Raw genomic sequence first — 21,134 nt, 5'->3', positions numbered from 1 at the left:
TGTCGATCAGGTTGGAGGAAGTGACGGCGGTTACTTCATCAGCCCGGCTTCACGATAGTATTTCGCCGCGCCCGGATGGATCGGACAGTTGCCGTTGAGGGCGGGATCCGCGGCGAGCTTGGGATCGAAATCGGCCAACGCTGCGTGGATCCGCGGCATCGCCGCGGCGCTCTCGACCAGCGTCTTGGCGATCGTGTAGGCCGCGTCGTCGGAGACGCTCGACGCGATCAGGATGTTGGACGCGGCGCGAACCGTCTTCACCGGCTCAGTCTGGCCTTTGAAAGTGTTGGCCGGAACGGTGACTTCAGCCCAGCCGAACTTTTCCGTCATTCCCTTGATCACGTCGTCGGGCAGCGGCAGCATGATCATGTCGTTGACGGTGGTGATCTGCGTGGCCGCGGGATGGCCCTTCGTCACCACATGCGCCCAGCCGCCGGCATTGCCGTCCTTGATGATCTCGGCCGTTCCCGAACGGGTCGACGGTTCGATCATCCCGCCTTTCTGTGCGACGCTCTCCTTGCTCGATCCCAGCAGCTGGAGAACCTGACGCACGCCCTGCTCGCCGGTGCCGCCGGCCTGGGTGGTCAGCAGATGAAACTTATTCTTGCCGGCGACGATGTCGTTCCAGGACGTGACCCCGGACGCTTTGGTGACAAAGGTGCCGAAGTAATAAGTATCGAGCCCGCCGATCAGGCCCATCACCTTGTCCTGCTTTTGCGAGAACGCGCCGAAACCGCCGCAGCCCTCGGCCGACGTCACGGCGAAGCTGATCCCGAGTTCGGCCTCGCCGCTCTGGATCAGCTTGATGTTGCCGACGCCGCCAGCAATCGGGAGGACATCGATGCTCGACCCTTTGGGAAGCTGCTTGGTCACGAGATCGGCGAAGCCCGCGCCATAGTTGTACCAGGCCGAGCCGACGCCCACCGTGGCGAAGCGGAGCTTGACGGGCTGCTGTGCCGAGGCTGCTGACAGGCCGGTCAAGGTTGAAAGCGCCACGCTGAAGCAGAAAGCGGTCAATCGATTCATCGGCTCGTCTCCTTTGCTACCACTACGTCGTTGGTTGCGCACAGCGCGGGGCCTTTACAAGGTAATGCCCGCAGCGCTGAGGATGGCCCGTGCGCGGTCGCGCGCCTCGTCGGGCACGACCAATCGCTCTGCAAATTCCCGGCCGCTGGGGCGGGTCGCGTCGATGCCCATCTTGGTGACGGTGAAGCTCTGCGGATCCGAACTCGGATCGATGACCGCGCCCTTCGCGCCAGGGATGAAGAAGATGTCCTTCTCCGCCTGAACCCGGGTCGCGATCGCCCAGAACACATCGTTGAGATCGAAAATGTCGACGTCGTCGTCCACGACGATCACGTATTTGGTGTAGAGTTCGGTCCCCAACGTCGCCATGACGGCCATCTGGGGCTCGCCGGCCGCGGTCTTCTTCATCGCCACTACGGCCAGGAACGCGCCGCAGGTCGAGTGCGGGACATGCACCGCTGTGACGTTCGGCAGGTTTCGGCGCAGCGCGTTGAGAATTTCGCCCTCGCGCGTCACGGAGGAGATCAGGATGTGATCCTTCGACATCCCCGCCGTGATGCTGTGGAAGAAGGCGTCACGACGCATCCGGATGCGATGAGCCACGAACACATTCTGGGTGCTGCGATAGGAGGCGTAGCCTGTGAACTCACCGAACGGCCCCTCCGGTTCGTGGACGCCAGCGAGGATCTCTCCCTCGATCACCATCTCGGCGCCGGCCGGCGCCTCGAGATCGCCGACGCCGCATCTGGCGAGCCGATACGGCTGTCCGAACAGCGCCCCGATAATCTCGTATTTGCGGACGTCGGCGCCGTACGCGTAGGTCATCGAACCCATGTAGTGCAGCGGATGTACGCCGATGGTGATCGCGGCGGGAAGCGAGTGGCCGCGCTGTTCGGCGCGGCGGTGATACTCGTACATCCGGCGACGCGAATGCAGCGAGATCCCCAGCCGGTTCCTGCCGGCGAGCATCAGGCGATGGAAGCCGGTGGTGTCGATACCGGTGACCGGGTCGCGCGCCGTGACCTGGCCGGCGGTGATGTAAGGCGCGGCGTCGACGGTGAACTGATGCGGGATCGGCAGCTTGGTGAGATCGACCTCATCCCCCTCGATCACGACATCGTCCCATTCGCCGCGTTGGACGAGCTCGCATGGGATCGGCCGCTGGCTGCGCTCGCGAAACACCGTGGGCAACTCGCAAGCTCCCACGCCAAGGCAGGCGCCAAGCAGCTTGCGGTTGGCGGCGATGTTAGTGACGCAGGCCATGCCTGAATCGCCGAGCTTGTCGAACATCACGACGGGACTACGACCCGCGCGATCGAGTTCGAGGACCATGGCGGTGGACACGAGGCGGGGATTCACGCGATCGCGGATCTGCAGATACTCTTCAGGGAAGCGCGTGCGGACCATGTCGAGAAAGCCGCGCAAGCTTTGAACTGACGTCGTTTCGTCCAAGCGCAAGCCTCCATATTATCAGTATACTGACGATCTGTCCGCGGCGTGAACCGCGGGCAGTCTCAAGCTCTCCGAGCCACTCTCTCATCAGTATGCTGATGGATTTCGGACGTACAACGTCAAACATTCACCAGCAGGCGCTCATAGATTGCGCAGCACGGTGCGCCCTGCGTCGTTGTTGGATTCAACCAGCAGGGCAAGGTGCTCGATGAAGGTCTCTCGCTCGCTCTCCGGCAGCGGGGCGATCAGACGGCTGTGAGCTTTGTCTAAAGCCCCCTGCATATCGGAGAGCATTGCGCTGCCTTCCTCGGTGAGAAAAGCCAGCCTGACACGTCGATCCTTTTCAGCTTCTTCGCGCCGGATGATCCCCCGCTTCTCGAGACGGGTCAGCACGTTTGAGGTGGTCGTTCGATCCATGCCGATTTCGGCAGCAAGCGCCACCTGATCGAGCCCAGGCTTGTCGAGCAGCACCTGCATGATGCTGGTCTGCACCGGCGTTGTCCCGAAGCGCTCGCACTCCTTGAGATAGATCGCGACGTAGATCTGGTGCAGCCGACGCACCAGAAAGCCCGGCCGCCGAAACAGGTTTTTGGCCTTCTGTTTCACTTTCTTCGCCACGCGATCGCTCCTTGAGACTCTCAACCATCCTGATTTGCCGAGAATCGCGAAAAATCCAAGGGGCATGGCGCCTGACAAGAATGGCTCAGCCTCTCCCCGAGTCACTCCGGGGCGCGTAGTGCAGCGGAGCGAAGCCGGAATCTCAACCGCGCAAAACAACTTCGATATTCCGGGTTCGCGCGCGTTGCGCGCGCCCCGGAATGACGAACGAGAGGCTGTGTAAAGATTGAACGGCGATGGCGGATGGCACCGCGCTTATCGGTTCCGCCTATCGGCCTGCGCCTAGCCCCTCCCCGGGTCATTCCAGGGCGCGTAGCGCAGCGGAGCGAACCCGGAATCTCAACCGCGCATAACAACTTCTGGAGTCCGGGTTCGCGCGCGTTGCGCGTGCCCCGGAATGACCGCGTTGGGGTTACCGCGCCATCTTGATGACGCGCACCTTCTCGGCCGGCGCTGCAGCCGGCACCGAACCCGTCGACGTCATATCCGCACCCGGCGGGGTGGCACGCGCGCTGGCGTCCGGGAAGCGCTGCTTCATCTCGCGCAGGAAGCCTTCCAGCGTATCGACGCTCGCCGCCATCTTGGCGATCGCCGCGAAGGCGGCGCTGTCGCCGGAGGACGGTTTGCTCGCGATGTCGAAGGCGGTTAGATCCGCCGGGTCGGTCATCAGCGGCGCAAACTTCTCGCGGAAGCGGCCAAGGCCGAGCGCGTCTTCGGCCAGCGCGTAGCCGATCACGGCACGGATGACGTCGCTCTTCTCGGCGGGCGACAGCGGTGTAAAATCCTTCCAGCGATCGCCGAGATACAGTTCGATCTGCTCGGAGGATTCTCGCCAGCGCCGCGCCGCCCAATAGATATCCGAGCGCAGCCGGATCGCCTCGCGGCCGCCGATATTGCTGATGATGTCGAGCGCGAGGTCGTGCCGGCCGATGTCGCTCTGCGCCCGCGCCTCGATCAGCAGCCGCTGCTGGCGCAATTCGCCGGCCAGGTCGGCGATCCGCGACGAATGCAGCGCCGCGATGGCGCGGTCGGGCTTGCGGTTCATCAGATACACCATCGCCAGACGCGCGGCGACCTGCGCCCGCGCCGCGCCGTCGAGCCGCTTGTCGACCTGGTACTGCAGCAGTTCGCTGGCCTGGTCGAGCAGATCGACCGCGACCAGCCGATCGGACAGTCTTCGGATCATCTCGTCGCCGCGGCGGCCGATCGGCGTCAGTTCGCGGAATTCGTAGAAGGTCGCCAGCGCCTCGATCGGCGGGATGTCGTCGCCCTTGTTGCCGATATACATCTGCGTGAACAGTGCGCGGCTGTCGTCCTGCCCCTGCCGTGCGGCGTCGGAGTTCGGCGCGAGCTGCGTCGCGATCCGCGCTGCCATCAACGAGTCGCGATAGCGGCCGGCACTGGCGTACAGCTTCGACAGCAGTTGCTGGGTACGCACTTCGAGATCGTCGCCGCGCCAGGTCATCGACAGCCGCTCAAGCTCCGGCAGCGCCTCCTCCGGCGATAGCTCGCCGCGCCTTGAGCGCAGCACAATGTCGCGGAACTTGGCTTCGCTTTCGGCCTGCCGATCGGGCGAGGCCATCGCTTCCTTGTAGCGCCGCAGCGCCTCCTGATCGCGGCCGAGCGCCTCGTCGAGCCGGCCGCGCATCATCGCCAGTTGCGGCGCCATCGCCGGCGGCACGCCGACCAGATCGAAATCGCTGCTGATCTTGGCGGCGCCGGAGTAATCGCGCACTTCGAGCGAGGCGCGCATCGCCGACTTCAGCACCTCACGTTGCAGGTCGAGTGGCAGCGCCGTCACGGCGAGTTGCACCGACTTCAGCTTCTCGCGCGCTTCGGCCCATTTGCCCTGGCGCGCCAGCGCGACGCCCTTCCACATCTGCGCCTCGTAGGTCGAGGCGATCGCCGGGTTGGCGACGTCCTTCAGCGTCTGCTCCGGCCGATCCATCAGCGCGGCCGCAGCGGCATGACCGATCATCGTGGCGGCGTCTTCCTGGCCGGGATTGGCGCCGAGCAGCGCCAGATCGAGCGCGCCCTTCGCCTCCTGATACATGCCGCGGGCCATGTAGAACCGCGCCAAATCGAGCCGCGCCGGCAAGCGATCGTCACCGGTCGCGCGCGACAGCGCATTGATCCGCGCATCGAGCGCCGGCAGGTATCGGCCTTCCTGATCCTTCGACCATTGCGTCACATCGAAGAACGGCCGTTCGGTGGCCGAGCCGGCCTGCCCGGTGGGCTCGGCCGACGACAGCGTCAGCCCGCCCGGCCGCGATACCACCACCGCTTCGGCCGCGGTCTCAACTGTCACTTCGTCGGATTTGAGTTCGATCACCACGCCGTGCAGCGATTCCAGCAGATTGAACTCGACGAAGCTCTGCCGCTTGATGAAGCCGCGGGGCGGCGGCAGCGCGGTTACCACCGAGAGCACATCGCCGGCTTCAGGATCGATCAGGCGATGCAGTCGGCCGACCCCGCTGAGCGCGATGCTGACGGTGGCGCGACTGGGGTCGGCGATGTTGCGCACGGTGCTGAGCGGCCGCGGCGCCGCGCGGCCGGAATCGGCCAGCGTGATCGACCAGGATCGCCCCGAGCCGTCGTCATCGCTCAGCGTCGCGAGTTGTGGGCGAATCAGCCGGATGCGGATCGCCTGCCCGTTCGGCAGCCCGACGCGGCTGACGTCGCCGACGATGCCGCCGCCTTCGCGCCGGATCGCGGCGAGATCGAACGGCGTGGTGCTGTCGAGGACCAGCCACAGCATCTCGCCGCGGCGGAACAGCGCCACCGGCATCGGCGCGGCGAAGGAGAGATCGAACTGCAGCCCGTCCGTGGTACGCCGCGCCTCAACTGGACGCGCCGCGGTCGCAGCCGGCTTGGGCATCGCGGGTGCAGATTCCGGCGCTGCCGGAGGCGGCGCGGCAGGAGTCGTGACAGGCACCGTGACGGGCTCGGACCCGGCGGCTGCCACCACAGCGACGGGCGTGGCCGCCGGCGCAGCGGGCGTATCGCTGACACGCACGGGAGGCCCCGCAGGCGACGGAGGGATCGTCGCCTGCGCAGCGACCACCGCTGGCTCGGTCCTTGTAAGCGGTTTGATCTCCGATTTGTCTTCAGGCTTGGCGACAGGCTTCGCAGCTTCAGGTTTGGCTGCTTCGGGTCTGGCAGCTTCAGGCTTTCCAGTCTCGGGCTTCGCCGCCGCTTCCAGCTTGCCGATCTCCGGCAGCACCAGGGCGGCGTCGCTCTTCTTGTTCGACTCGCCTTCCCGCGGCTGGAAGCTGACGTCGACAACAAAACTCTTGTCTTCGCGGAACGAGCGCACGTCGGCGCCGCCGATCAGCGCGAAGTCGACGCTGGAGCCGTTGCCGTCGGCCTTCTGGCTGATCGCCCCGACATTCGATGCGCCCGCGAGCTGCGCGTCGGCGAGATCGAAATTGAGGCCGGTATTGAACCGCACCGTCAACTTCTTCTCACTCAGCGTCGACGATACCTCGACACCCGGCGGCACTTCGAACACGTAGCGCACGAAAGTCGGCTGCATCGACGCGCGCACGCGGATCGGCGGACGCTTCTTGACGTCGGCCCTCGCCTGTTGCGCGCGTAGCGCCCGTTCCGCAGCGCGAGCTCGCTCGGCCAGCGCCTTCACCACCTCCTGCGGCACGCTCGGCGGCGCGCCTGCCCAATTCTCCGGTAGCAGGTCAACATACAGCCGTTCGCCGGCGGCCATGGGGTTGACGGTGAACTTGCGCAGCAGGGCCAACCGCACAGCGGAGCCATCCGGATCGAGCCGCGCCGAGCCGATGTAATCGCGTCCGGACTCCGTCAGCCGGTCGATCGGAATATCGACCGGCCGCTTGAACCGGATCACCACGATCAGGCCGGCCATGACGACATCGGATTCGACATCCTCGGCGAGCGTGAACAGCAGCCGGCCGTAGCCGCCGCTGGCGTCGAAGCTCGCCTCGCCGCGCACGGGTTGTGCCGCCGCCGGCTGCGCCGAGAGGGCGACGGCCAGAGCCAGCCCAAATGCGAGGCAGACTTTCACGAGGCGCCAGCAGAACGCTCCCGACCAGTCTGCAACGGCAGCCATCCGCGCCATCGGTGTCTTCCGGTCAACGACCCTGTTGTGGCGGGCGAACCGAATCCGCCCCTGTTGCGTTATCCGATGCACCGCCGCCCGCGCGGTTCCCCGTGCAGGCATTCCCTCGCCACTACACCACGGAAGCCGTTAACGTTGGTTTAACCATCACCCGCCCGCGCTCACGCAGACGCGCCACAGCCGATACCACCACAATGGTTGCGCCGGTCACGATGCAACCATCCGTTTTAATTAGGTCGGCTAATCCAGATTTCTGTAGTAAGACCTGCGGCGGGACGCACCATCACATTTCTGCACCGATACACGCGAGACTTCTCATCAGCCGTTCAATTGGGGACCGGTCTAGTCATGCTGTTGAAGGGATTGTACAAAGTCGAATTTGAGACGGCGCGTCGAAGAGCCACCGGCGTGGTATTTGCCGACGATGGAAAGCTCCGCGGCGGCAGTTCGGCATTCGCCTATGTCGGCAGTTACGAGCAAGATGGTGGCCAGATCCGCGGCAAGATCATGAGCCGTCGGCACACCAACGATCCGAACGTGGCATCGGTGTTCGGCGTCGACGAAGTACGAGTCGATTTCCACGGTTCGTCGATTGGCGATTTTGCCCAAGTCGAAGGCACCGCGGCGGAAGCGCCCACGCTCGGTTTCAAGGCAGTGCTGACGCGGATCTCCGACTGACTAAGTCTTGGGCGATCCAGGCCATACGCAATCAGCAATCAGTTACCTTGCCGGGACAGGACGACCTTCGATTTTAGGCAACGCGGCTGCGGTCGCCGAGGTCTTTCCACTGGCGCGGCGCGCCAACTCGACCGTGACTTTTTCGGCGGCTTCCGGCGTCATCAGCCCGAGAATGTCGGACATCTTGCGCGGCGCGATTTGCGACGCGATCTCGATCAGCACTGGCATCTCCAGGCGATCGAAGATCTTGGCGGCGTCCTTCGGCTTCATCGACTCGTACATCGTGATGATGCCCTTGAAACGCGCAGCGTCGGCTTCGCTCTTCTGCTCGGCGGCCTTGCCGATCTGGCCCTCGGTCGCCTTCATCTCCTCGACGCGGGATTCAATCCGCTTCTCGGCCGCCTTCAGCAGACTCTCGCGAATTTCGACTTCGCGGGCGCGGGCGTCGAGCTCCTGGCGGCGCGCTTGCAGCCGCTCGAGGATCGCGCGCTCGGACGGCGAGATGCCGGCCGGGTGCTCCATCGGCGGCTCGGGCGGCTTGACGTCCTCCGGCGCCGCAACGGCCGGCTTCGGTTGTTCTGTTTTGGCCGGCGCTTGTACCGAACCGGTAATATCGGAAGCCAGGTCGGGATTTGCAGCCTTGGCGGCGCCACCCGGGTAGTTCAGGTTGGCCTGCGCCCAGGACGGCTTGGTCGCGTTCGGGTCGTAGTCGAACACGTAGCCGCCATCGAGCAACAGGCCAGCGATCTTCAGCACAGCGAGGCCGAGGATCGCGACCAGCACCACCGGCAGGATGCGGATATCCCGGAGCGCGCTCATGCAGCCAGGCCAGTGTGTCGTCGCCGCTCGGCGAAGGCTTCAGCCGCAGCTGCGTTGGCCCGCGCCGCCGACAGCGTCGGCGCGTCCTGCTGCTCCGAGGACGGCCGCGCCGCCGCCACGATCTTGGACAGCCGGCGCAGCACGTTGTCGCCTTCGGCGAGTTGCTTCTTGAGATTCTCGGACATCGCGCTCGCCGCGGCGATGTCGCGGCCGAGGTTGTCGTTGACCTCGCGCACCGTGAGCTTCAGCCCGCCGATCGCGCGTTCGGCGATCTCGGTGACGGTGATCAGTTCGCCGATCGTCGCCTTCAGCGACTGCTCGTCGGCCTTCAGCCGCAGCAGCCGCTTGTTGAGCAGCCAGCAGTAGCCGATCGTCAGCAGCAACAGCACGGCGACGAGGCTTTCGATGACGAGTCCCAGGGTATGGCTCATTGTGCCTCCATCATTTTGCTTTGCTCGTCGGTCCGTTCGAACATCGCGTAGGTCGTGACCGGCTTGCGGAGTGGTTTGGTGACGCGGATCGCGACGCGGTCACCGACGCGGCCCATCCGGCCTTCAGTCAGCGTGACGTTGCCACAGCGAACCGCGACCAGCGCGTCCGCGCGTAGTTCGAGCGGCAAGGTATCGCCGACCTGCAACGCCATCAGCTGTCTCAGCGGCACTTCCGATTCGTACAAAACCGCGTCGATCGAGATCTCGGCCTGACCGATTTCGGTAGCGAGGTGGCCTTCCCAGACGGGGTCACGGCCGAACTTCTCGCCCATGAACATCTGCATCAGCACGCCGCGGATCGGCTCGATCGTGGCGTAGGGCAGCAGCAGTTCGATATTGCCGCCGCGGTCTTCCATGTCGATATGCAGGCGGACCAGGATGGCGGCGTTGGCGGGCCGGCTGATGGCGGCGAAGCGCGGATTGGTTTCCAGCCGGTCGATCGAGAACGTTACCGGCGACAGCGGGCGGAACGCCTGTTCGGCGTCGGCGAGCACGACTTCGAGCAGCCGCTTCACCAGATTGGTCTCGATCGTGGTGTAGGGGCGCCCTTCGATGCGCAGCGACGCCTGGCCGCGGCGGCCGCCGAGCAGCACGTCGATCATCGAATAGATCAGGCTGGAGTCGACGGTGGCGAGCCCGAAATTCTGCCACTCCTCGGCCTTGAACACGCACAGCACCGCAGGCAGCGGGATCGAATTCATATAGTCGCCGAACCGCACCGAGGTGATGCGGTCGAGCGAGACCTCGACGTTGTCGGAGGTGAAATTGCGCAGGCTCGTCGTCATCAGCCGCACCAGGCGGTCGAACACGATTTCGAGCATCGGCAGACGCTCGTAGGACACCATCGCCGAGTCGATGATGGCGCGAATGCCGGAATTCTCGTCGAGATGTACCTCACCGACGCTGAAGCCGAGGAGATTGTCGATCTCCTCCTGCGACAGCACGCGCTCACCGCCGTTCTTGCCGCCGCCGAGATCGCGGCCGCCATCGTCGACCATGGCGGCCCATTGCTCCGCCATGGTCCCGGTGAGTTCGTTTTCCTGTGCAGCCTTGGCGGCGGCCTCGGGATCTTCCGAGGCCATCGACGCTTCCCACTGGGCGGCGATTGCGTCTTGGTCGAGTTGGTCCTGGCCAGCCATGTCAGATCACTGCACCAGCACTTCCTTGAACAGCACCGCGTTCACCTGCGCAGGTGCAATCGCGACGTTGACCCGGCGGGTCAGTTCTTCCTTCATGCGAAACATCCCGACCGAGCCATTGAGATCGTTCGAGCGCAGTTCGCGCAGATAGGTCTGAAACAGGTCGGTGATGCGCGGCATCGTCGGCTTGATCTGCTCGGCGAGCTTGTCGTCTTTTACTTCGAGCACGATCTTGGCCTTGAGGTACTGCACCCGCTCGCCCGGCGAGCCGGCGAGGTTGACCATGATCTCCGGCACGTCGACGAAATTCGGCGGCTTCACCTTCTCGGCCTCGGCGTGCTGCTTGTCCTTGTCGTGCCCTTTGGACATGAAGAACCACGCACCTCCGCCGCCGCCGACCAGCACCAGCGCGGCTGCCGCGATGATGATGATCAGCTTCTTCTTGCTCTTCGACGCAGCGCCTTCGGCGCCATCTGCGCCGTCCTCGGGTTTTTCTGAATCCGCCATCGGCCGCATCCGCCTGCAAGAAGAGCCGTGCCGTTCAGGCGAACCGTTAACGCGAAACTAAGCCGCCAGCGCCACGGGCCCTGATTGCGCGACGCTAATGTCGCAATGGTTAACGGAACCTTTCCAGAGGGCGCCCAGCTAGGAAGATTTTGCCGGGCAACATGGTCAACAACTCCTTATTGCCGACCTCGCAACACCCTCAAAAATCATCAAAGAGTTGAAATTCCAAGAGTTTGTGGGTTGGCACGCTGCTCGCAAGACATCTGGGCGAACCGCGGCTTGGGAGAGCTTCGGTTCACCGCATCCGCCGAGGGTCTGGGAGGGCCGGCGGCGGATCGTCAAAGGGAGAATACCGATGCAGAATACGCTTCTGGTCGGCTTGTCGCGGCAGGTCGTGCTCGAACGGCAGATGGATGTCGTCGCCAACAACCTGGCGAACGTCAACACCAATGGCTTCAAGGCCCAGCGCTCGATGTTTCAGGAATTCCTGAATACCGGGGCGCATGAAGACAATTTCCAGTCGCAGGACCGCCGCGTCAGCTTCGTGCTGGACCGTGCCGCCTATCACGACTTCTCCTCCGGTCCGCTGGACGAGACCAAGAACCCGCTCGACGTCGCCATCGACGGCTCCGCCTTCCTGGTGGTGCAGACCCCGGCCGGCGAGCGCTACACCCGCGACGGCAAGCTCTCGATCAATCCGCAGGGCCAGCTGGTCAATGCCTCCGGCTTCCCGGTGCTCGGCAACGCCGGCCCGATCGTGTTTCAGCCGACCGACAAGGCGATCAACATCGCCGCGGACGGCAATGTCAGCGTGATCGAAGGCACTGCGGTGATCGACTCGCTGCGCGGCAAGCTGCGGATGGTGTCGTTCGCCCGCCCGCAAAGCCTCGAGAAGCAGGGCGACAATCTCTACGCCGCCACCAGCGATCCCGGCGCCCCCGACACCAAGTCCCAGCTGCGGCAGGGCTACGTCGAGAAATCGAACGTCAATTCGGTCGCCGAGATGTCGCGGATGATCGCCGTCAGCCGCTCCTACCAGTCCGTTTCCTCCCTGCTGCAGCAGGAAGGCGACCTGCAGAAGACCGCGATCGAGCGGCTCGCTGACGTGCCGGCGTAAGGAGACCTGAGATGCGCGCACTCTACACCGCTGCGACCGGCATGGCCGCTCAGGAGCTCAACGTTCAGGTGATCTCCAACAATATCGCCAATATGCGAACCACCGGGTTCAAAAAGCAGACGGCGCAATTCCAGGATCTGATCTACGACCACGTTCGCCGCGTCGGCACCCAGGCCTCGGATCAGGGCACGATCATTCCGGTCGGCGTCGACATCGGCGGCGGCGTCAAGACCGTCGGCACGCCGCGGCTGATGACCCAGGGCACGCTGTCGACCACCGGCAACGACCTCGACCTCGCCGTCCGCGGCGAAGGCTTCTTCAAGATCCAAATGCCGGACGGCACCTATCGCTACACCCGCGACGGCTCGTTTACCACCGACAACACCGGCCGCGTCGTCACCGCCGCCGGCAATCCGGTGCAGCCGACAATCACCATTCCGAACGGTGCCTACGGCATCACGGTCGCCACCAACGGCCAGGTCTCGGTGACGGTGTCGGGCTCGACGACGCCGACGGTGATCGGCCAGATCGGCCTGACCCGCTTCATCAACAAGACCGGCCTGCAGCCCGAGGGCGACAATCTGTTCCTCGAGACCCAGGCGTCGGGCCCGCCGCAGGACGGCATCGCCACCGTCGATGGCCTCGGCGACATGCTGCAGAAAACGCTGGAACAGGCCAATGTCGAAGTCGTCAACGAGATCTCCGACCTGATCGCCGCGCAGCGCGCCTACGAGATGAACGCCAAGGTGGTCAGCGCCGCCGACCAGATGCTGCAATCCACCTCCAACATGTTCCGCTGAGGGAGCTGACCGATGATCCGTTCACTCCTCGCCGCCCTGCTCGTCGCGACACCGATCGCTGCGATCGCCGCCGAAACCGCGCCCACCTCTCGGCTGTCGCCGCAGGTGGAAGAAGTCCTGCGCACGCCGGTGCTGCGCGCCCATATCGAAGTCGCGGACGAACTGGTGCGGATCGGCGACCTGATCGACAATGCCGGCGTCGCCGCACAAATCCCGGTGTATCGCGCGCCCGATCTCGGTACCACCGGTGCGCTGCCGACCAATGCGGTGATCGCCACGCTGCGCGCCCATCAGGTGATCGGCGTCGATACACGCGACATCGGCGAAGTGACCGTCACCCGGCTGGCTCGCAGCCTGCCCGCCAAGGAGATCGAGCAGCAGGTGATCGTGACGCTGCAGCGCCGCCACGGTCTCGGCGACGCCGAGGATCTGGCGCTGACCTTCGACCGCGAGATCGAGGCGCGCACCTTGCCGGCGAACTACAGCGCCGCGCCGGCGCTGATCGCCGACCGGTTCGACCGCCGCAACGGCCGGTTCGACTTCAGCTTCGAGATCGCCGGCGGCGCCGACAGTGCGCCGGTGCGGCTGCGCGTCACCGGAACGGCCGTCGAGACGGCACCGGTGACGGTGCTGACCCGTCCGGTCGAGCGCGGCGAAGTCGTCAAGGTCTCGGATGTTGCGATCGAGCGCCGCCCGAAGGCCGAGGTCACCGCCGACATCGTCGGGCGCGAGGCGGCGATCGGCATGCAGACGCGGCGCTCGCTGCGCGGCGGCCAGATGCTGCGCAGCACCGATCTGGCCAAGCCGGATCTCGTCACCCGCGACCAGAGCGTGACGCTGATCTACGAAGCCGCCGGCATCTATCTGACCTCGCGCGGCAAGGCCCTCGAGACCGGCACCGAAGGCGACGTCGTCAACGTGCTGAACCTGCAGTCCAAGCGCACCGTGCCCGCGACCGTGGTGGGCCGCGGCCAGGTCGTGGTGACGATCGCCACGCCGCGGATCCTCGCCAGTGCCGGCACCGCCGCGCCGGCTCCTGAGCCCGCTGTCGCCCGCACCGCCGCCGCGAAGCCCGAGTGAGTACAATGTTCAAGTTGATCCCGACCAACCGTCTCGTTCTGACCGCCGCGCTGCTGACAACGGGCGGCTTCGCCGGCGGCTGCTCCTCGATCGACCGGCTCGCCGCGATCGGCGAACGGCCGGCGCTGAGCGCGATCGAAAATCCGACGACGCAACCCGGCTACAAGCCGGTGCAGATGCCGATGCCGAAGCCGGAGGTCGCCTCCTACAATGCCAACTCGCTGTGGCGGAACGGCTCGCGCGCGTTCTTCCGGGATCAGCGCGCCGCCAAGGTCGGCGACATCATGACGGTGACGGTCAACTTCACCGACAAGGCGAACATCGCCAACGAGACCCAGCGCAGCCGTAAGAACACCGAAGACTCCGGCATCACCGACTTCATCGGCAGCAAGACCATCACCAACCCCGCCACCGCGGTGCTGCCCGGCCGTATCCTGACTACCGACTCGACCTCGACGAGCGACGGCAAGGGCTCGGTGCAGCGCCAGGAAGCGCTGCAGACCAGCGTCGCCGCGGTGGTGACGCAGGTGCTGCCGAACGGCAATCTGGTGGTCGAAGGCAAGCAGGAAATCCGCGTCAACTTCGAAGTCCGCGAACTGATCGTCGCCGGCATCGTGCGGCCGGAGGACATCCAAAGCGACAACACCATCGACAGCAGCAAGATCGCCCAGGCCCGCATCGCCTATGGCGGCCGCGGCCAGATCACCGACGTGCAGCAGCCGCGCTACGGCTCGCAAGTGATGGATGTGCTGCTGCCGTTCTGACCCACTCTTTCGCAGAGCTCCCACACCCGACCGCGAACCTAGGCGCGGTCAGGTGTCTCCAGCGCGGCCTCCTCCGGCTCTCCCTCCGGACGGAGGCCGCGGCCTTTTCAAGGCTTTGTTGTCCGCGCACTATCAGGGATCGCGTGGCTGTGACCGCGGCGTGCGGGCGGCCTGCGCTGTTCACGCAGGAGCGATCGCGCGGACGAAGGGCCATCCGCTGGCAGTTGATACCAACGTATGGGGCACGGCGCGCATAGCCGGTTCGCGGTTGTGTCGGCCGGGCGCCTGCCTATTTCTGCCGTGGCCCGATCTGTCCTGCATCCGCAGGAATGGGCACGATGGAGAGACGAGAATGACCAGACCAGGCGCCGTATTGATCGCCGCCGCGACGATCTTCAGCTTCGCGGGAGCGCCGGCTCACGCGCGGGATTTTCCTTACTGCCTGCAAGGCGGCGATTGGGGCTATCCGGGCAATTGCCAGTTCGATTCCTACGAGCAATGCATGGCGACGGCGTCGGGCACCCGCGCCGGCTGCGACATCAACCCCGTGGAGGCATTCAGGCGGCAGCAGGAGCAGCAACAATCCCGGCCGCGCCTCTCGCCGCGGTCCCGCCGCTACTGAACGCTGTCAGGACTGAGTCGTCATTCCTGAGGAGCGCGCGTAGCGCGCCTCGAAGGATGCGGCCAAGACACTTGCAACCAGTCCTTCCAGGCGGCGCCTGGTCGAAAGCTTGATCTGTGAATTGCGATCTTGGATGCCGTCATCGCGAGGAGTGTAGCGACGAAGCAATCCAGGAAAAGCCCGATCCATGGCTTCTGGATTGCTTCGCTCGCAATGACGGAGGCCACAGCTGGCGCGTCGCGCGGACTTGCGAGCCGCTTACTGATCCGATTTCACGGCGTTTTGTGCGGCTTGTTTTTCCCGGCATGCCGGTCCGGGTCCGCGCATATAGTGCGCCTCCCGCCGGTAACCGGCGGGAGCACTGAGGCAGCTCCGCAACTGCTGAATGAGGACTGGTATCAGTCTCCCATAGGAGCCGATGCGGGCGAAGATCGCGTCCGACCGATCGCGGCTCATCGGGGCCTCGCGGCATCCAGCCGGGCCAGCGCGCCGCGCACGCGCCGTGCCTTATGCGCGGTGATGGCGATGTGCATCATCGCAACGACCTGCGCCAACCCTCGTGCGACGCGGCGCAGCAGCGCGCGGCATCGCCGCCAGGGCAGCTCGGCGGAGACGGCGGCCGGCCGGTCGTTGTGGTGGATCAGCAAGGCGCGGTCGGGACTGCCCGGCCATATGGAAAGCTCGTCGTGTCGCCAATAGGTCATCGTCAGCACTCGTCTTTTTCACAGCCGCTTGGCCCGAAGGCTCGGCTGAAATCGACGATGCAAGCATCCGCATAAAGAAACGAGACGGAGCGCGAGCGCCGGACATAAACGCGACATAAAGAGCGGCCCCGACGGTCGCTTCGTCCGAGCCTACTTCTGCGCCGACGTCTTCACGCGGATTGCGACAGGACACTGCAAAAAAAGAAGCGGGCACAGCGGCCCGCTTCGAAGCAAAGATACGCTGATACGTATCGCAAACTACTCGTCGCGATAGACCTTCTCGCGCTTCTCGTGGCGTTCCTGGGCTTCCACCGACAGCGTCGCGATCGGACGGGCTTCGAGCCGCTTCAGCGAAATCGGCTCGCCGGTCTCCTCGCAATAGCCATAGGTATTGTCTTCGATGCGCTGCAACGCAGCGTCGATCTTGGAGATCAGCTTGCGCTGCCGATCGCGCGCGCGCAGCTCGATCGCGCGGTCGGTTTCCGACGAGGCGCGGTCAGCCAGGTCAGGATGATTGACGTTCTCTTCTTGGAGGGTCTGGAGCGTGAGCTTTGCTTCGCGCAAAATCTCGTCCTTCCAGGCCAGCAACTTCGCACGAAAGTATTCACGTTGCCGTTCATTCATGAACGGCTCTTTCTCGGAGGGTCGATAGCTTTTCAACTTATCCAAGGGGCAATCCATGATCTCGTTGGGCGGCAAAAAGTCCCGCCTGCGCGGCAGCTTATATAGCGCGCGCCGATGACAGACAATATCGTCCGCCATCCCGCCCCCAAGCGAGTCGCGGCCCGACCGCCGAGCAGGAACTGGTGCTGAAATGTTCAGTATTGGCCAGCTTTGGCGAGCTCGACCTCGACCCGCAGATCGATCTGCGACAACACGGCGTCGAGGCCGGGGTCGCCCGACGACGCCTTCAGCTCCGCCGCAGCGGCGCGCAGCCGCGCCACGGTCGATGGATTGAAGTTACCGGCCAGCAGGCCGATCTTGAGATCATCGAGCACGTCGAGTGCCGAACGACCACGAGCGACCGATCGCTTGCGCCGTTCGGTGGCGTCCTCGACGCCCTGCATCGCCAGCAGCGCCTCGAGGCCGGTCGGCGCCAGCGGCGCATGCACGGCGCGAGCTTCCGGTTCGGGCTGCGCACCGCCGGTCGGCAACGAGAACGTGCTCGAGCCGCTGCGCCGGACCTGATTGGAGGATGTCGAGGGGGTGGCGCCGCTCGGGCCATAAATTCGCATGTCTTTTCTCGCCGGACTGACTGGCCAGGCGCCACGCCCGTATGAACCCGAGTTGGCAAGGGCGCCGGGAGCCCGGGAACCCAAACTCACGGTTTATGGTTAATACTCGGTAAATAACGGGCAAGATTTGCCGGGTCCGGCCGGTTTTGCCGTGGCAGCAGCGCCACGCCGCCTCCCCGACACGCAGATTTCTCCAAACATTATAGCTAGTTAGCTTCCCGATGCCGGTGGCACGGGTTTGGCAAAGACGCTACCGAGGCCATGTCACGCCTGTGCGTGTCCGCCTGGGAGCCCGAGAATGCCGAGCGTTTCGACCTCGATCCTGAAGCTGGCCGCAGTCGTCCTGTCGGCGCTGATGCTGTCGGGTGTGACCGCCGGCGCGACGTCGCGGATCAAGGACCTGGCCAATGTCGAGGGCGTCCGGCAGAACCAGCTGATCGGCTATGGCCTCGTGGTCGGCCTCAACGGCACGGGCGATACCCTCAACAACATCCCGTTCACCAAGCAGTCGCTGCAGGCGATGCTGGAGCGGATGGGCGTCAATATCCGGGGCGCGACCATCCGCACCGGTAACGTCGCCGCCGTTATGGTGACCGGCAACCTGCCCGCCTTCGCCACCCAGGGCACCCGGATGGACGTCACCGTCTCTGCGCTCGGCGACGCCAAGAACCTGCAGGGCGGTACCCTGCTGGTCACGCCGCTGCTCGGTGCCGACGGCAATGTCTACGCGGTGGCGCAGGGCTCGCTGGCGATCGGCGGCTTTCAGGCCGAGGGCGACGCCGCCAAGATCACCCGCGGCGTCCCCACTGTCGGCCGCATCGCCAACGGCGCCATCATCGAGCGCGAGATCGAATTTGCCCTGAACCGGCTGCCGATGGTGCGGCTGGCGCTGCGCAATGCCGATTTCACCACCGCCAAGCGCATCGCCGCGGCGGTCAACGATTTCCTCGGCACCAAGAGCGCCGAGCCGATCGACCCCTCGACCGTGCAGCTGTCGATTCCGGCCGAGTTCAAGGGCAATGCGGTCGCCTTCGTCACCGAGATCGAGCAGCTGCAGGTCGAGCCCGATCAGGCCGCAAAAATCATCATCGACGAGCGCAGCGGCATCATCGTGATGGGCCGCGACGTCCGAGTTGCCACGGTGGCGGTGGCGCAGGGCAATCTGACGGTGTCGATCTCCGAAAGCCCGCAGGTCAGCCAGCCCAATCCGCTGTCCCGCGGCCGCACCGTGGTGACACCGAACACGCGGGTCGGCGTCACTGAGGACGGCAGGAAGCTGGCGCTGGTCAAGGACGGCGTGTCGCTGCAGCAGCTGGTCGACGGCCTTAACGGCCTCGGCATCGGCCCGCGCGATCTGATCGGCATCCTGCAGGCCATCAAGGCTGCGGGCGCCATCGAAGCCGACATCGAGGTGATGTGATGTCGATCGTGCCGGTCAGTTACCCGACCACCGCCCCGACCCGCAACGGCCGGCCGGATTACGATCTGACCGCGGCGCTCGCCAAGGTCTCGCCGGAGACCCAGACCAAGGCCCGCAACTCCGCCCGCGATTTCGAAGCGATGTTTCTCAACTCGATGTTCTCGCAGATGACCACCGGCCTGAAAGGCGAAGGGCCATTTGGCGACACGGTGGGAACCGGAGTGTGGCGATCGATGTTGACGGAACAATATTCGCAGACCGTGGCGAAGGCTGGCGGCGTCGGAATTGCCAGCGATGTGTTCCGCACCCTCATTCTTCAGCAGGCCAACGCCAAGGCTTGAGAACAAGGCCTGAGCAGCAAGGACGACGCCAGATGCAGATGCAACGCCAGCCGGCGCCCGCCCCGGCCCCATCCGTCGCTTCCCCAATCGACGCCCGCCAGCTCGCCAACGCGCTGACCGAGATCATGAACGATCTGCTGGCGCTGATTGAGCGGGAGACCGAACTGGTCCGCGCCGGCAAGATCCCGGACGCGATCAAGCTGGAGCCGCAGAAGAGCGACCTCACCAAGCGCTACATCGCCGCGATCACGCTGGTGCGCGCCAGCCAGCCCTATATGGCCAAGGCCACTCCCGATCTGATCGGCGCCCTGCATCGCCACCACGAGGTGTTTCGCGCCATGCTGCAGGTCAATTTGACCGTGCTGGCAACCGCCCACGCGGTGTCCGAGGGCATCGTCCGCGGCGTCAACGCCGAGGTGCAGAAGCGCAATATCCCGCAGACCTACACCGCCGCCGGCCGCCGCGCCGCCCCCGGGCCGCGCAACCTGACGCCGATCGCCGTCAGTCGGTCGCTGTAGCCGAGCGCCCTCTCTGCAGATTCTTGATTGGCCGGGCTCGTCCCGGCCATTTTCATTTAGGATAAGCCGTGAGGACTGGTTGCCTGCGCACCCCGTCAGCAGTGAGGCGGGATCTGTGCTCGATAACTTTGCTGAGATAGTTCTCGTGCCCGCCAATGCCGGTGCGGCCTCCGCGGAATTGCTCCAACTCGACTCAAATCCGCCTGCCGACATCAGCGACTGTTTTAGAAGTTCTGTGCAGCATTTTGCCGGGCGGGGGGAACAGACCTTGATGGAGCCAGGAGGCTGCCATGAGTTTCGACTTCACCGTGAAGCCGGTGGGCCAACTGGTGATACCACCGGTGGTGAAGCCGCAACCTGAAGCGGTCCAATCCGCGATACCCACGGAATTGCCTGCGCCGCAGAGCGTCTCCGCAGCGGCGAACGGCGCTGCCGGCAATGCGGTCGCCAGCAACGCGGCCAAAGTCGGTGCCGACATCGTCATGCGTCAGGTCATCTTCGATCAGGCGTCGGCCGCGATGGTCTACGTTTCGGTCGATGAATCGACCGCCGAGGTGATCAATCAGTATCCGGAATCCTGGCAGCTCAAAGCACGCGCCTATTTCCGCGAGCAGGATCAGTCAAGACTTCAGCAGCGCGCCGGTCCGATGCCCACGGATCGAACGGCCTGAGCCGCATTTGCCGACGGCAGGAGGCCCCCGCTTGCCGCTGGGCACCGCCCTCGCGTCATGGCTCGAGACGCGCGGTTTCGCGCGACCGGCTAGGCGCGGCCGCTGAGACCCGCGGCGATGTTGCGGTTGATCTCGATCAGCGCGCTGAGCGGCTCGAGTTGCGGCGCCATCTGCAACGCTGCCGACTGGCTGAGAACGAACACTCCGATGTTGGCGATGTTCTGCCTGATCTCCAGCGTCTGCGGGCTGTCGTCACGCAGCGCATCGCTGACGAACAGCGACCACAGCTTGCGATTGAACATCAGCGCGTCGTTCAGGCCGATAGGACCGCGCTCGTTCCAGTTGGTGACGACGTCCTGAAGCTGCCGGGCGGCCTTGAGCAGCGCTTGGGCTTCGATCTCTCGCGGAGAAGCCGTCCGTTGCGCGGTCCGGGCATACGCTTGAGCAGCACTCGACATGACTACCTCTGCAGCAATTCTTCTTCACGCTTGATGAGAGGCCGCAACTCCCGCAGTGCTTTGTAGAGCTGGCCGCTTAAAATTAGATTACTCGTCGACTCGATCGGCTCGCGAAAGCTGGGCACCGCTTCGAGCAGCTCTTTGATGAAGCCGAGATACAAATCCTGATAAGCAGGGATATCGTTCTGCAGATACATCATCTGCACGCAGAGATAGACGCGCTTCACCGGCGTGTTTGCGCTCTCGGCAGTGAGGATGTCCTTCTCGCGCATGATCGGCGCGTCGCCGTCGATCAGGAAGGTGGTGCGCGAGTCGGAATTGGTGATCACGCTCTGCCCGATCACGATCCGCTCGAACGGCTTCAATTCGACTCGCAATGGCATGGTGTTTTCCTCTGATTGCGATCCGTCGACCGCTGCCTCCGCGACCCGCCGACGAATCGATCAACCGGACGACGCCGCTGTTATGCGCCAGCTGCGCGCCTCGATCCAATGCCACGTGTTGGAGGATGAAGACCACCGGCGTTGCCGGCGGGATCGCCGCGATGCGGGGGCGCCCCGCGGCGCGCCCGCGTCGTTGTT

23 protein-coding genes are annotated in these 21,134 nt (G+C 64.8%); 10 read left to right on the top strand and 13 right to left on the bottom strand.

Annotated elements, in window-relative coordinates:
* Positions 1–30: 30 nt before the first annotated feature.
* The 4 genes from D4Q52_RS05650 to D4Q52_RS26885 form a co-directional block, all read right to left on the bottom strand.
* Positions 31–1,026 (bottom strand): TAXI family TRAP transporter solute-binding subunit, encoded by a 996-nt coding sequence (locus D4Q52_RS05650; protein WP_119855573.1) that lies wholly within the window; start codon positions 1,024–1,026, stop codon positions 31–33.
* Positions 1,027–1,080: 54 nt separating this feature from the next.
* Positions 1,081–2,478 (bottom strand): UbiD family decarboxylase, encoded by a 1,398-nt coding sequence (locus D4Q52_RS05645; protein WP_147407762.1) that lies wholly within the window; start codon positions 2,476–2,478, stop codon positions 1,081–1,083.
* A gap of 141 nt (positions 2,479–2,619) precedes the next feature.
* Positions 2,620–3,096: a MarR family winged helix-turn-helix transcriptional regulator gene (locus D4Q52_RS05640; RefSeq protein WP_182915238.1), complete on the bottom strand. Its 477-nt coding sequence runs from the start codon at positions 3,094–3,096 to the stop codon at positions 2,620–2,622.
* Between the two features lie 412 nt (positions 3,097–3,508).
* The gene (locus tag D4Q52_RS26885; RefSeq protein ID WP_119855570.1) at positions 3,509–7,189 is read right to left on the bottom strand and encodes a tetratricopeptide repeat protein; all 3,681 of its coding nucleotides are present in this window, start codon (positions 7,187–7,189) and stop codon (positions 3,509–3,511) included.
* Between the two features lie 348 nt (positions 7,190–7,537).
* Between D4Q52_RS26885 and D4Q52_RS05630 the strand changes: the two genes are divergently transcribed.
* Positions 7,538–7,867 carry a GrlR family regulatory protein gene (locus D4Q52_RS05630; protein ID WP_119855569.1) on the top strand — a complete coding sequence of 110 codons (330 nt, stop codon included), beginning with the start codon at positions 7,538–7,540 and terminating at the stop codon, positions 7,865–7,867.
* A 42-nt stretch (positions 7,868–7,909) separates the two neighbouring features.
* Here the strand turns inward: D4Q52_RS05630 and D4Q52_RS05625 are convergent, their stop codons facing one another.
* Genes D4Q52_RS05625 through fliL form a run of 4 tightly spaced genes read right to left on the bottom strand, consistent with a single transcriptional unit; the run spans position 7,910 to position 10,823 of the window.
* Positions 7,910–8,686: a MotE family protein gene (locus D4Q52_RS05625; protein ID WP_119855568.1), complete on the bottom strand. Its 777-nt coding sequence runs from the start codon at positions 8,684–8,686 to the stop codon at positions 7,910–7,912.
* Positions 8,683–9,117, bottom strand: a complete 435-nt coding sequence (locus tag D4Q52_RS05620) for a DUF6468 domain-containing protein (protein ID WP_119855567.1) — start codon at positions 9,115–9,117, stop codon at positions 8,683–8,685. The genes D4Q52_RS05625 and D4Q52_RS05620 overlap by 4 nt, the downstream gene beginning before the upstream one ends.
* Entirely contained in the window at positions 9,114–10,316 is a 1,203-nt protein-coding gene (fliM, locus tag D4Q52_RS05615) for a flagellar motor switch protein FliM (RefSeq protein ID WP_119855566.1), read from the bottom strand. Before fliM ends, D4Q52_RS05620 begins: the two co-directional genes overlap by 4 nt.
* A gap of 6 nt (positions 10,317–10,322) precedes the next feature.
* Positions 10,323–10,823, bottom strand: a complete 501-nt coding sequence (gene fliL / locus D4Q52_RS05610) for a flagellar basal body-associated protein FliL (RefSeq protein WP_119855665.1) — start codon at positions 10,821–10,823, stop codon at positions 10,323–10,325.
* 355 nt (positions 10,824–11,178) lie between these two features.
* Here fliL and flgF point away from each other — a divergent pair, with 355 nt between their 5' ends.
* The 5 genes from flgF to D4Q52_RS05585 all read left to right on the top strand — a co-directional run bounded on the left by flgF (position 11,179) and on the right by D4Q52_RS05585 (position 15,206).
* On the top strand, positions 11,179–11,940 hold the full coding sequence (gene flgF / locus D4Q52_RS05605; RefSeq protein ID WP_119855565.1) for a flagellar basal-body rod protein FlgF: 762 nt from the start codon (positions 11,179–11,181) through the stop codon (positions 11,938–11,940).
* A gap of 11 nt (positions 11,941–11,951) precedes the next feature.
* Positions 11,952–12,740, top strand: a complete 789-nt coding sequence (flgG, locus tag D4Q52_RS05600) for a flagellar basal-body rod protein FlgG (RefSeq protein WP_119855564.1) — start codon at positions 11,952–11,954, stop codon at positions 12,738–12,740.
* A 12-nt stretch (positions 12,741–12,752) separates the two neighbouring features.
* On the top strand, positions 12,753–13,820 hold the full coding sequence (gene flgA / locus D4Q52_RS05595; protein WP_119855563.1) for a flagellar basal body P-ring formation chaperone FlgA: 1,068 nt from the start codon (positions 12,753–12,755) through the stop codon (positions 13,818–13,820).
* A 5-nt stretch (positions 13,821–13,825) separates the two neighbouring features.
* Entirely contained in the window at positions 13,826–14,584 is a 759-nt protein-coding gene (gene flgH / locus D4Q52_RS05590) for a flagellar basal body L-ring protein FlgH (RefSeq protein ID WP_119855562.1), read from the top strand.
* Between the two features lie 352 nt (positions 14,585–14,936).
* Positions 14,937–15,206: a DUF3551 domain-containing protein gene (locus D4Q52_RS05585; RefSeq protein WP_119855561.1), complete on the top strand. Its 270-nt coding sequence runs from the start codon at positions 14,937–14,939 to the stop codon at positions 15,204–15,206.
* 452 nt (positions 15,207–15,658) lie between these two features.
* On the opposite strand, the gene D4Q52_RS05575 is transcribed toward D4Q52_RS05585, so the two are convergent.
* The 3 genes from D4Q52_RS05575 to D4Q52_RS05565 form a co-directional block, all read right to left on the bottom strand.
* Positions 15,659–15,919, bottom strand: coding sequence for a hypothetical protein (locus tag D4Q52_RS05575; protein ID WP_119855559.1), 261 nt, complete (start codon positions 15,917–15,919; stop codon positions 15,659–15,661).
* A gap of 249 nt (positions 15,920–16,168) precedes the next feature.
* Positions 16,169–16,534, bottom strand: a complete 366-nt coding sequence (gene dksA / locus D4Q52_RS05570; protein WP_234831092.1) for an RNA polymerase-binding protein DksA — start codon at positions 16,532–16,534, stop codon at positions 16,169–16,171.
* Between the two features lie 194 nt (positions 16,535–16,728).
* Complete coding sequence (locus D4Q52_RS05565; RefSeq protein ID WP_119855557.1) at positions 16,729–17,145, bottom strand: flagellar assembly protein FliX; 417 nt, start codon at positions 17,143–17,145, stop codon at positions 16,729–16,731.
* A 298-nt stretch (positions 17,146–17,443) separates the two neighbouring features.
* Here D4Q52_RS05565 and D4Q52_RS05560 point away from each other — a divergent pair, with 298 nt between their 5' ends.
* The 4 genes from D4Q52_RS05560 to D4Q52_RS05545 all read left to right on the top strand — a co-directional run bounded on the left by D4Q52_RS05560 (position 17,444) and on the right by D4Q52_RS05545 (position 20,095).
* Positions 17,444–18,565, top strand: a complete 1,122-nt coding sequence (locus D4Q52_RS05560; RefSeq protein ID WP_119855556.1) for a flagellar basal body P-ring protein FlgI — start codon at positions 17,444–17,446, stop codon at positions 18,563–18,565.
* Positions 18,565–18,906, top strand: coding sequence for a flagellar assembly peptidoglycan hydrolase FlgJ (gene flgJ, locus D4Q52_RS05555; RefSeq protein WP_119855555.1), 342 nt, complete (start codon positions 18,565–18,567; stop codon positions 18,904–18,906). Before D4Q52_RS05560 ends, flgJ begins: the two co-directional genes overlap by 1 nt.
* A 32-nt stretch (positions 18,907–18,938) precedes the next feature.
* Positions 18,939–19,424 (top strand): hypothetical protein, encoded by a 486-nt coding sequence (locus D4Q52_RS05550; RefSeq protein WP_119855554.1) that lies wholly within the window; start codon positions 18,939–18,941, stop codon positions 19,422–19,424.
* A 290-nt stretch (positions 19,425–19,714) separates the two neighbouring features.
* Entirely contained in the window at positions 19,715–20,095 is a 381-nt protein-coding gene (locus D4Q52_RS05545; RefSeq protein ID WP_119855553.1) for a hypothetical protein, read from the top strand.
* 89 nt (positions 20,096–20,184) lie between these two features.
* Here D4Q52_RS05545 and flaF read toward each other — a convergent pair whose 3' ends face one another.
* Together flaF and flbT are read right to left on the bottom strand one after the other, a co-directional pair.
* Complete coding sequence (gene flaF / locus D4Q52_RS05540; protein WP_119855552.1) at positions 20,185–20,553, bottom strand: flagellar biosynthesis regulator FlaF; 369 nt, start codon at positions 20,551–20,553, stop codon at positions 20,185–20,187.
* A gap of 2 nt (positions 20,554–20,555) precedes the next feature.
* Positions 20,556–20,936 carry a flagellar biosynthesis repressor FlbT gene (gene flbT, locus D4Q52_RS05535; RefSeq protein WP_119855551.1) on the bottom strand — a complete coding sequence of 127 codons (381 nt, stop codon included), beginning with the start codon at positions 20,934–20,936 and terminating at the stop codon, positions 20,556–20,558.
* Positions 20,937–21,134: the final 198 nt, after the last annotated feature.

The organism is Rhodopseudomonas palustris, from assembly GCF_003591005.1.
GTDB lineage: Bacteria > Pseudomonadota > Alphaproteobacteria > Rhizobiales > Xanthobacteraceae > Rhodopseudomonas > Rhodopseudomonas palustris_K.
This window is presented reverse-complemented; position numbering and strand designations above follow the sequence as displayed.

Coding starts and splice junctions, on each gene's coding strand:
- D4Q52_RS26885 (WP_119855570.1), bottom strand. CDS start 7,189: ATGGCGCGGATGGCTGCCGTTGCAGACTGGTCGGGAGCGTTCTGCTGG.
- D4Q52_RS05650 (WP_119855573.1), bottom strand. CDS start 1,026: ATGAATCGATTGACCGCTTTCTGCTTCAGCGTGGCGCTTTCAACCTTG.
- D4Q52_RS05625 (WP_119855568.1), bottom strand. CDS start 8,686: ATGAGCGCGCTCCGGGATATCCGCATCCTGCCGGTGGTGCTGGTCGCG.
- fliL (WP_119855665.1), bottom strand. CDS start 10,823: ATGGCGGATTCAGAAAAACCCGAGGACGGCGCAGATGGCGCCGAAGGC.
- flaF (WP_119855552.1), bottom strand. CDS start 20,553: ATGTCGAGTGCTGCTCAAGCGTATGCCCGGACCGCGCAACGGACGGCT.
- dksA (WP_234831092.1), bottom strand. CDS start 16,534: ATGAATGAACGGCAACGTGAATACTTTCGTGCGAAGTTGCTGGCCTGG.
- D4Q52_RS05560 (WP_119855556.1), top strand. CDS start 17,444: ATGCCGAGCGTTTCGACCTCGATCCTGAAGCTGGCCGCAGTCGTCCTG.
- flbT (WP_119855551.1), bottom strand. CDS start 20,936: ATGCCATTGCGAGTCGAATTGAAGCCGTTCGAGCGGATCGTGATCGGG.
- D4Q52_RS05565 (WP_119855557.1), bottom strand. CDS start 17,145: ATGCGAATTTATGGCCCGAGCGGCGCCACCCCCTCGACATCCTCCAAT.
- fliM (WP_119855566.1), bottom strand. CDS start 10,316: ATGGCTGGCCAGGACCAACTCGACCAAGACGCAATCGCCGCCCAGTGG.
- flgG (WP_119855564.1), top strand. CDS start 11,952: ATGCGCGCACTCTACACCGCTGCGACCGGCATGGCCGCTCAGGAGCTC.
- flgH (WP_119855562.1), top strand. CDS start 13,826: ATGTTCAAGTTGATCCCGACCAACCGTCTCGTTCTGACCGCCGCGCTG.
- D4Q52_RS05545 (WP_119855553.1), top strand. CDS start 19,715: ATGAGTTTCGACTTCACCGTGAAGCCGGTGGGCCAACTGGTGATACCA.
- D4Q52_RS05585 (WP_119855561.1), top strand. CDS start 14,937: ATGACCAGACCAGGCGCCGTATTGATCGCCGCCGCGACGATCTTCAGC.
- flgF (WP_119855565.1), top strand. CDS start 11,179: ATGCAGAATACGCTTCTGGTCGGCTTGTCGCGGCAGGTCGTGCTCGAA.
- D4Q52_RS05550 (WP_119855554.1), top strand. CDS start 18,939: ATGCAGATGCAACGCCAGCCGGCGCCCGCCCCGGCCCCATCCGTCGCT.
- D4Q52_RS05630 (WP_119855569.1), top strand. CDS start 7,538: ATGCTGTTGAAGGGATTGTACAAAGTCGAATTTGAGACGGCGCGTCGA.
- D4Q52_RS05620 (WP_119855567.1), bottom strand. CDS start 9,117: ATGAGCCATACCCTGGGACTCGTCATCGAAAGCCTCGTCGCCGTGCTG.
- flgA (WP_119855563.1), top strand. CDS start 12,753: ATGATCCGTTCACTCCTCGCCGCCCTGCTCGTCGCGACACCGATCGCT.
- flgJ (WP_119855555.1), top strand. CDS start 18,565: ATGTCGATCGTGCCGGTCAGTTACCCGACCACCGCCCCGACCCGCAAC.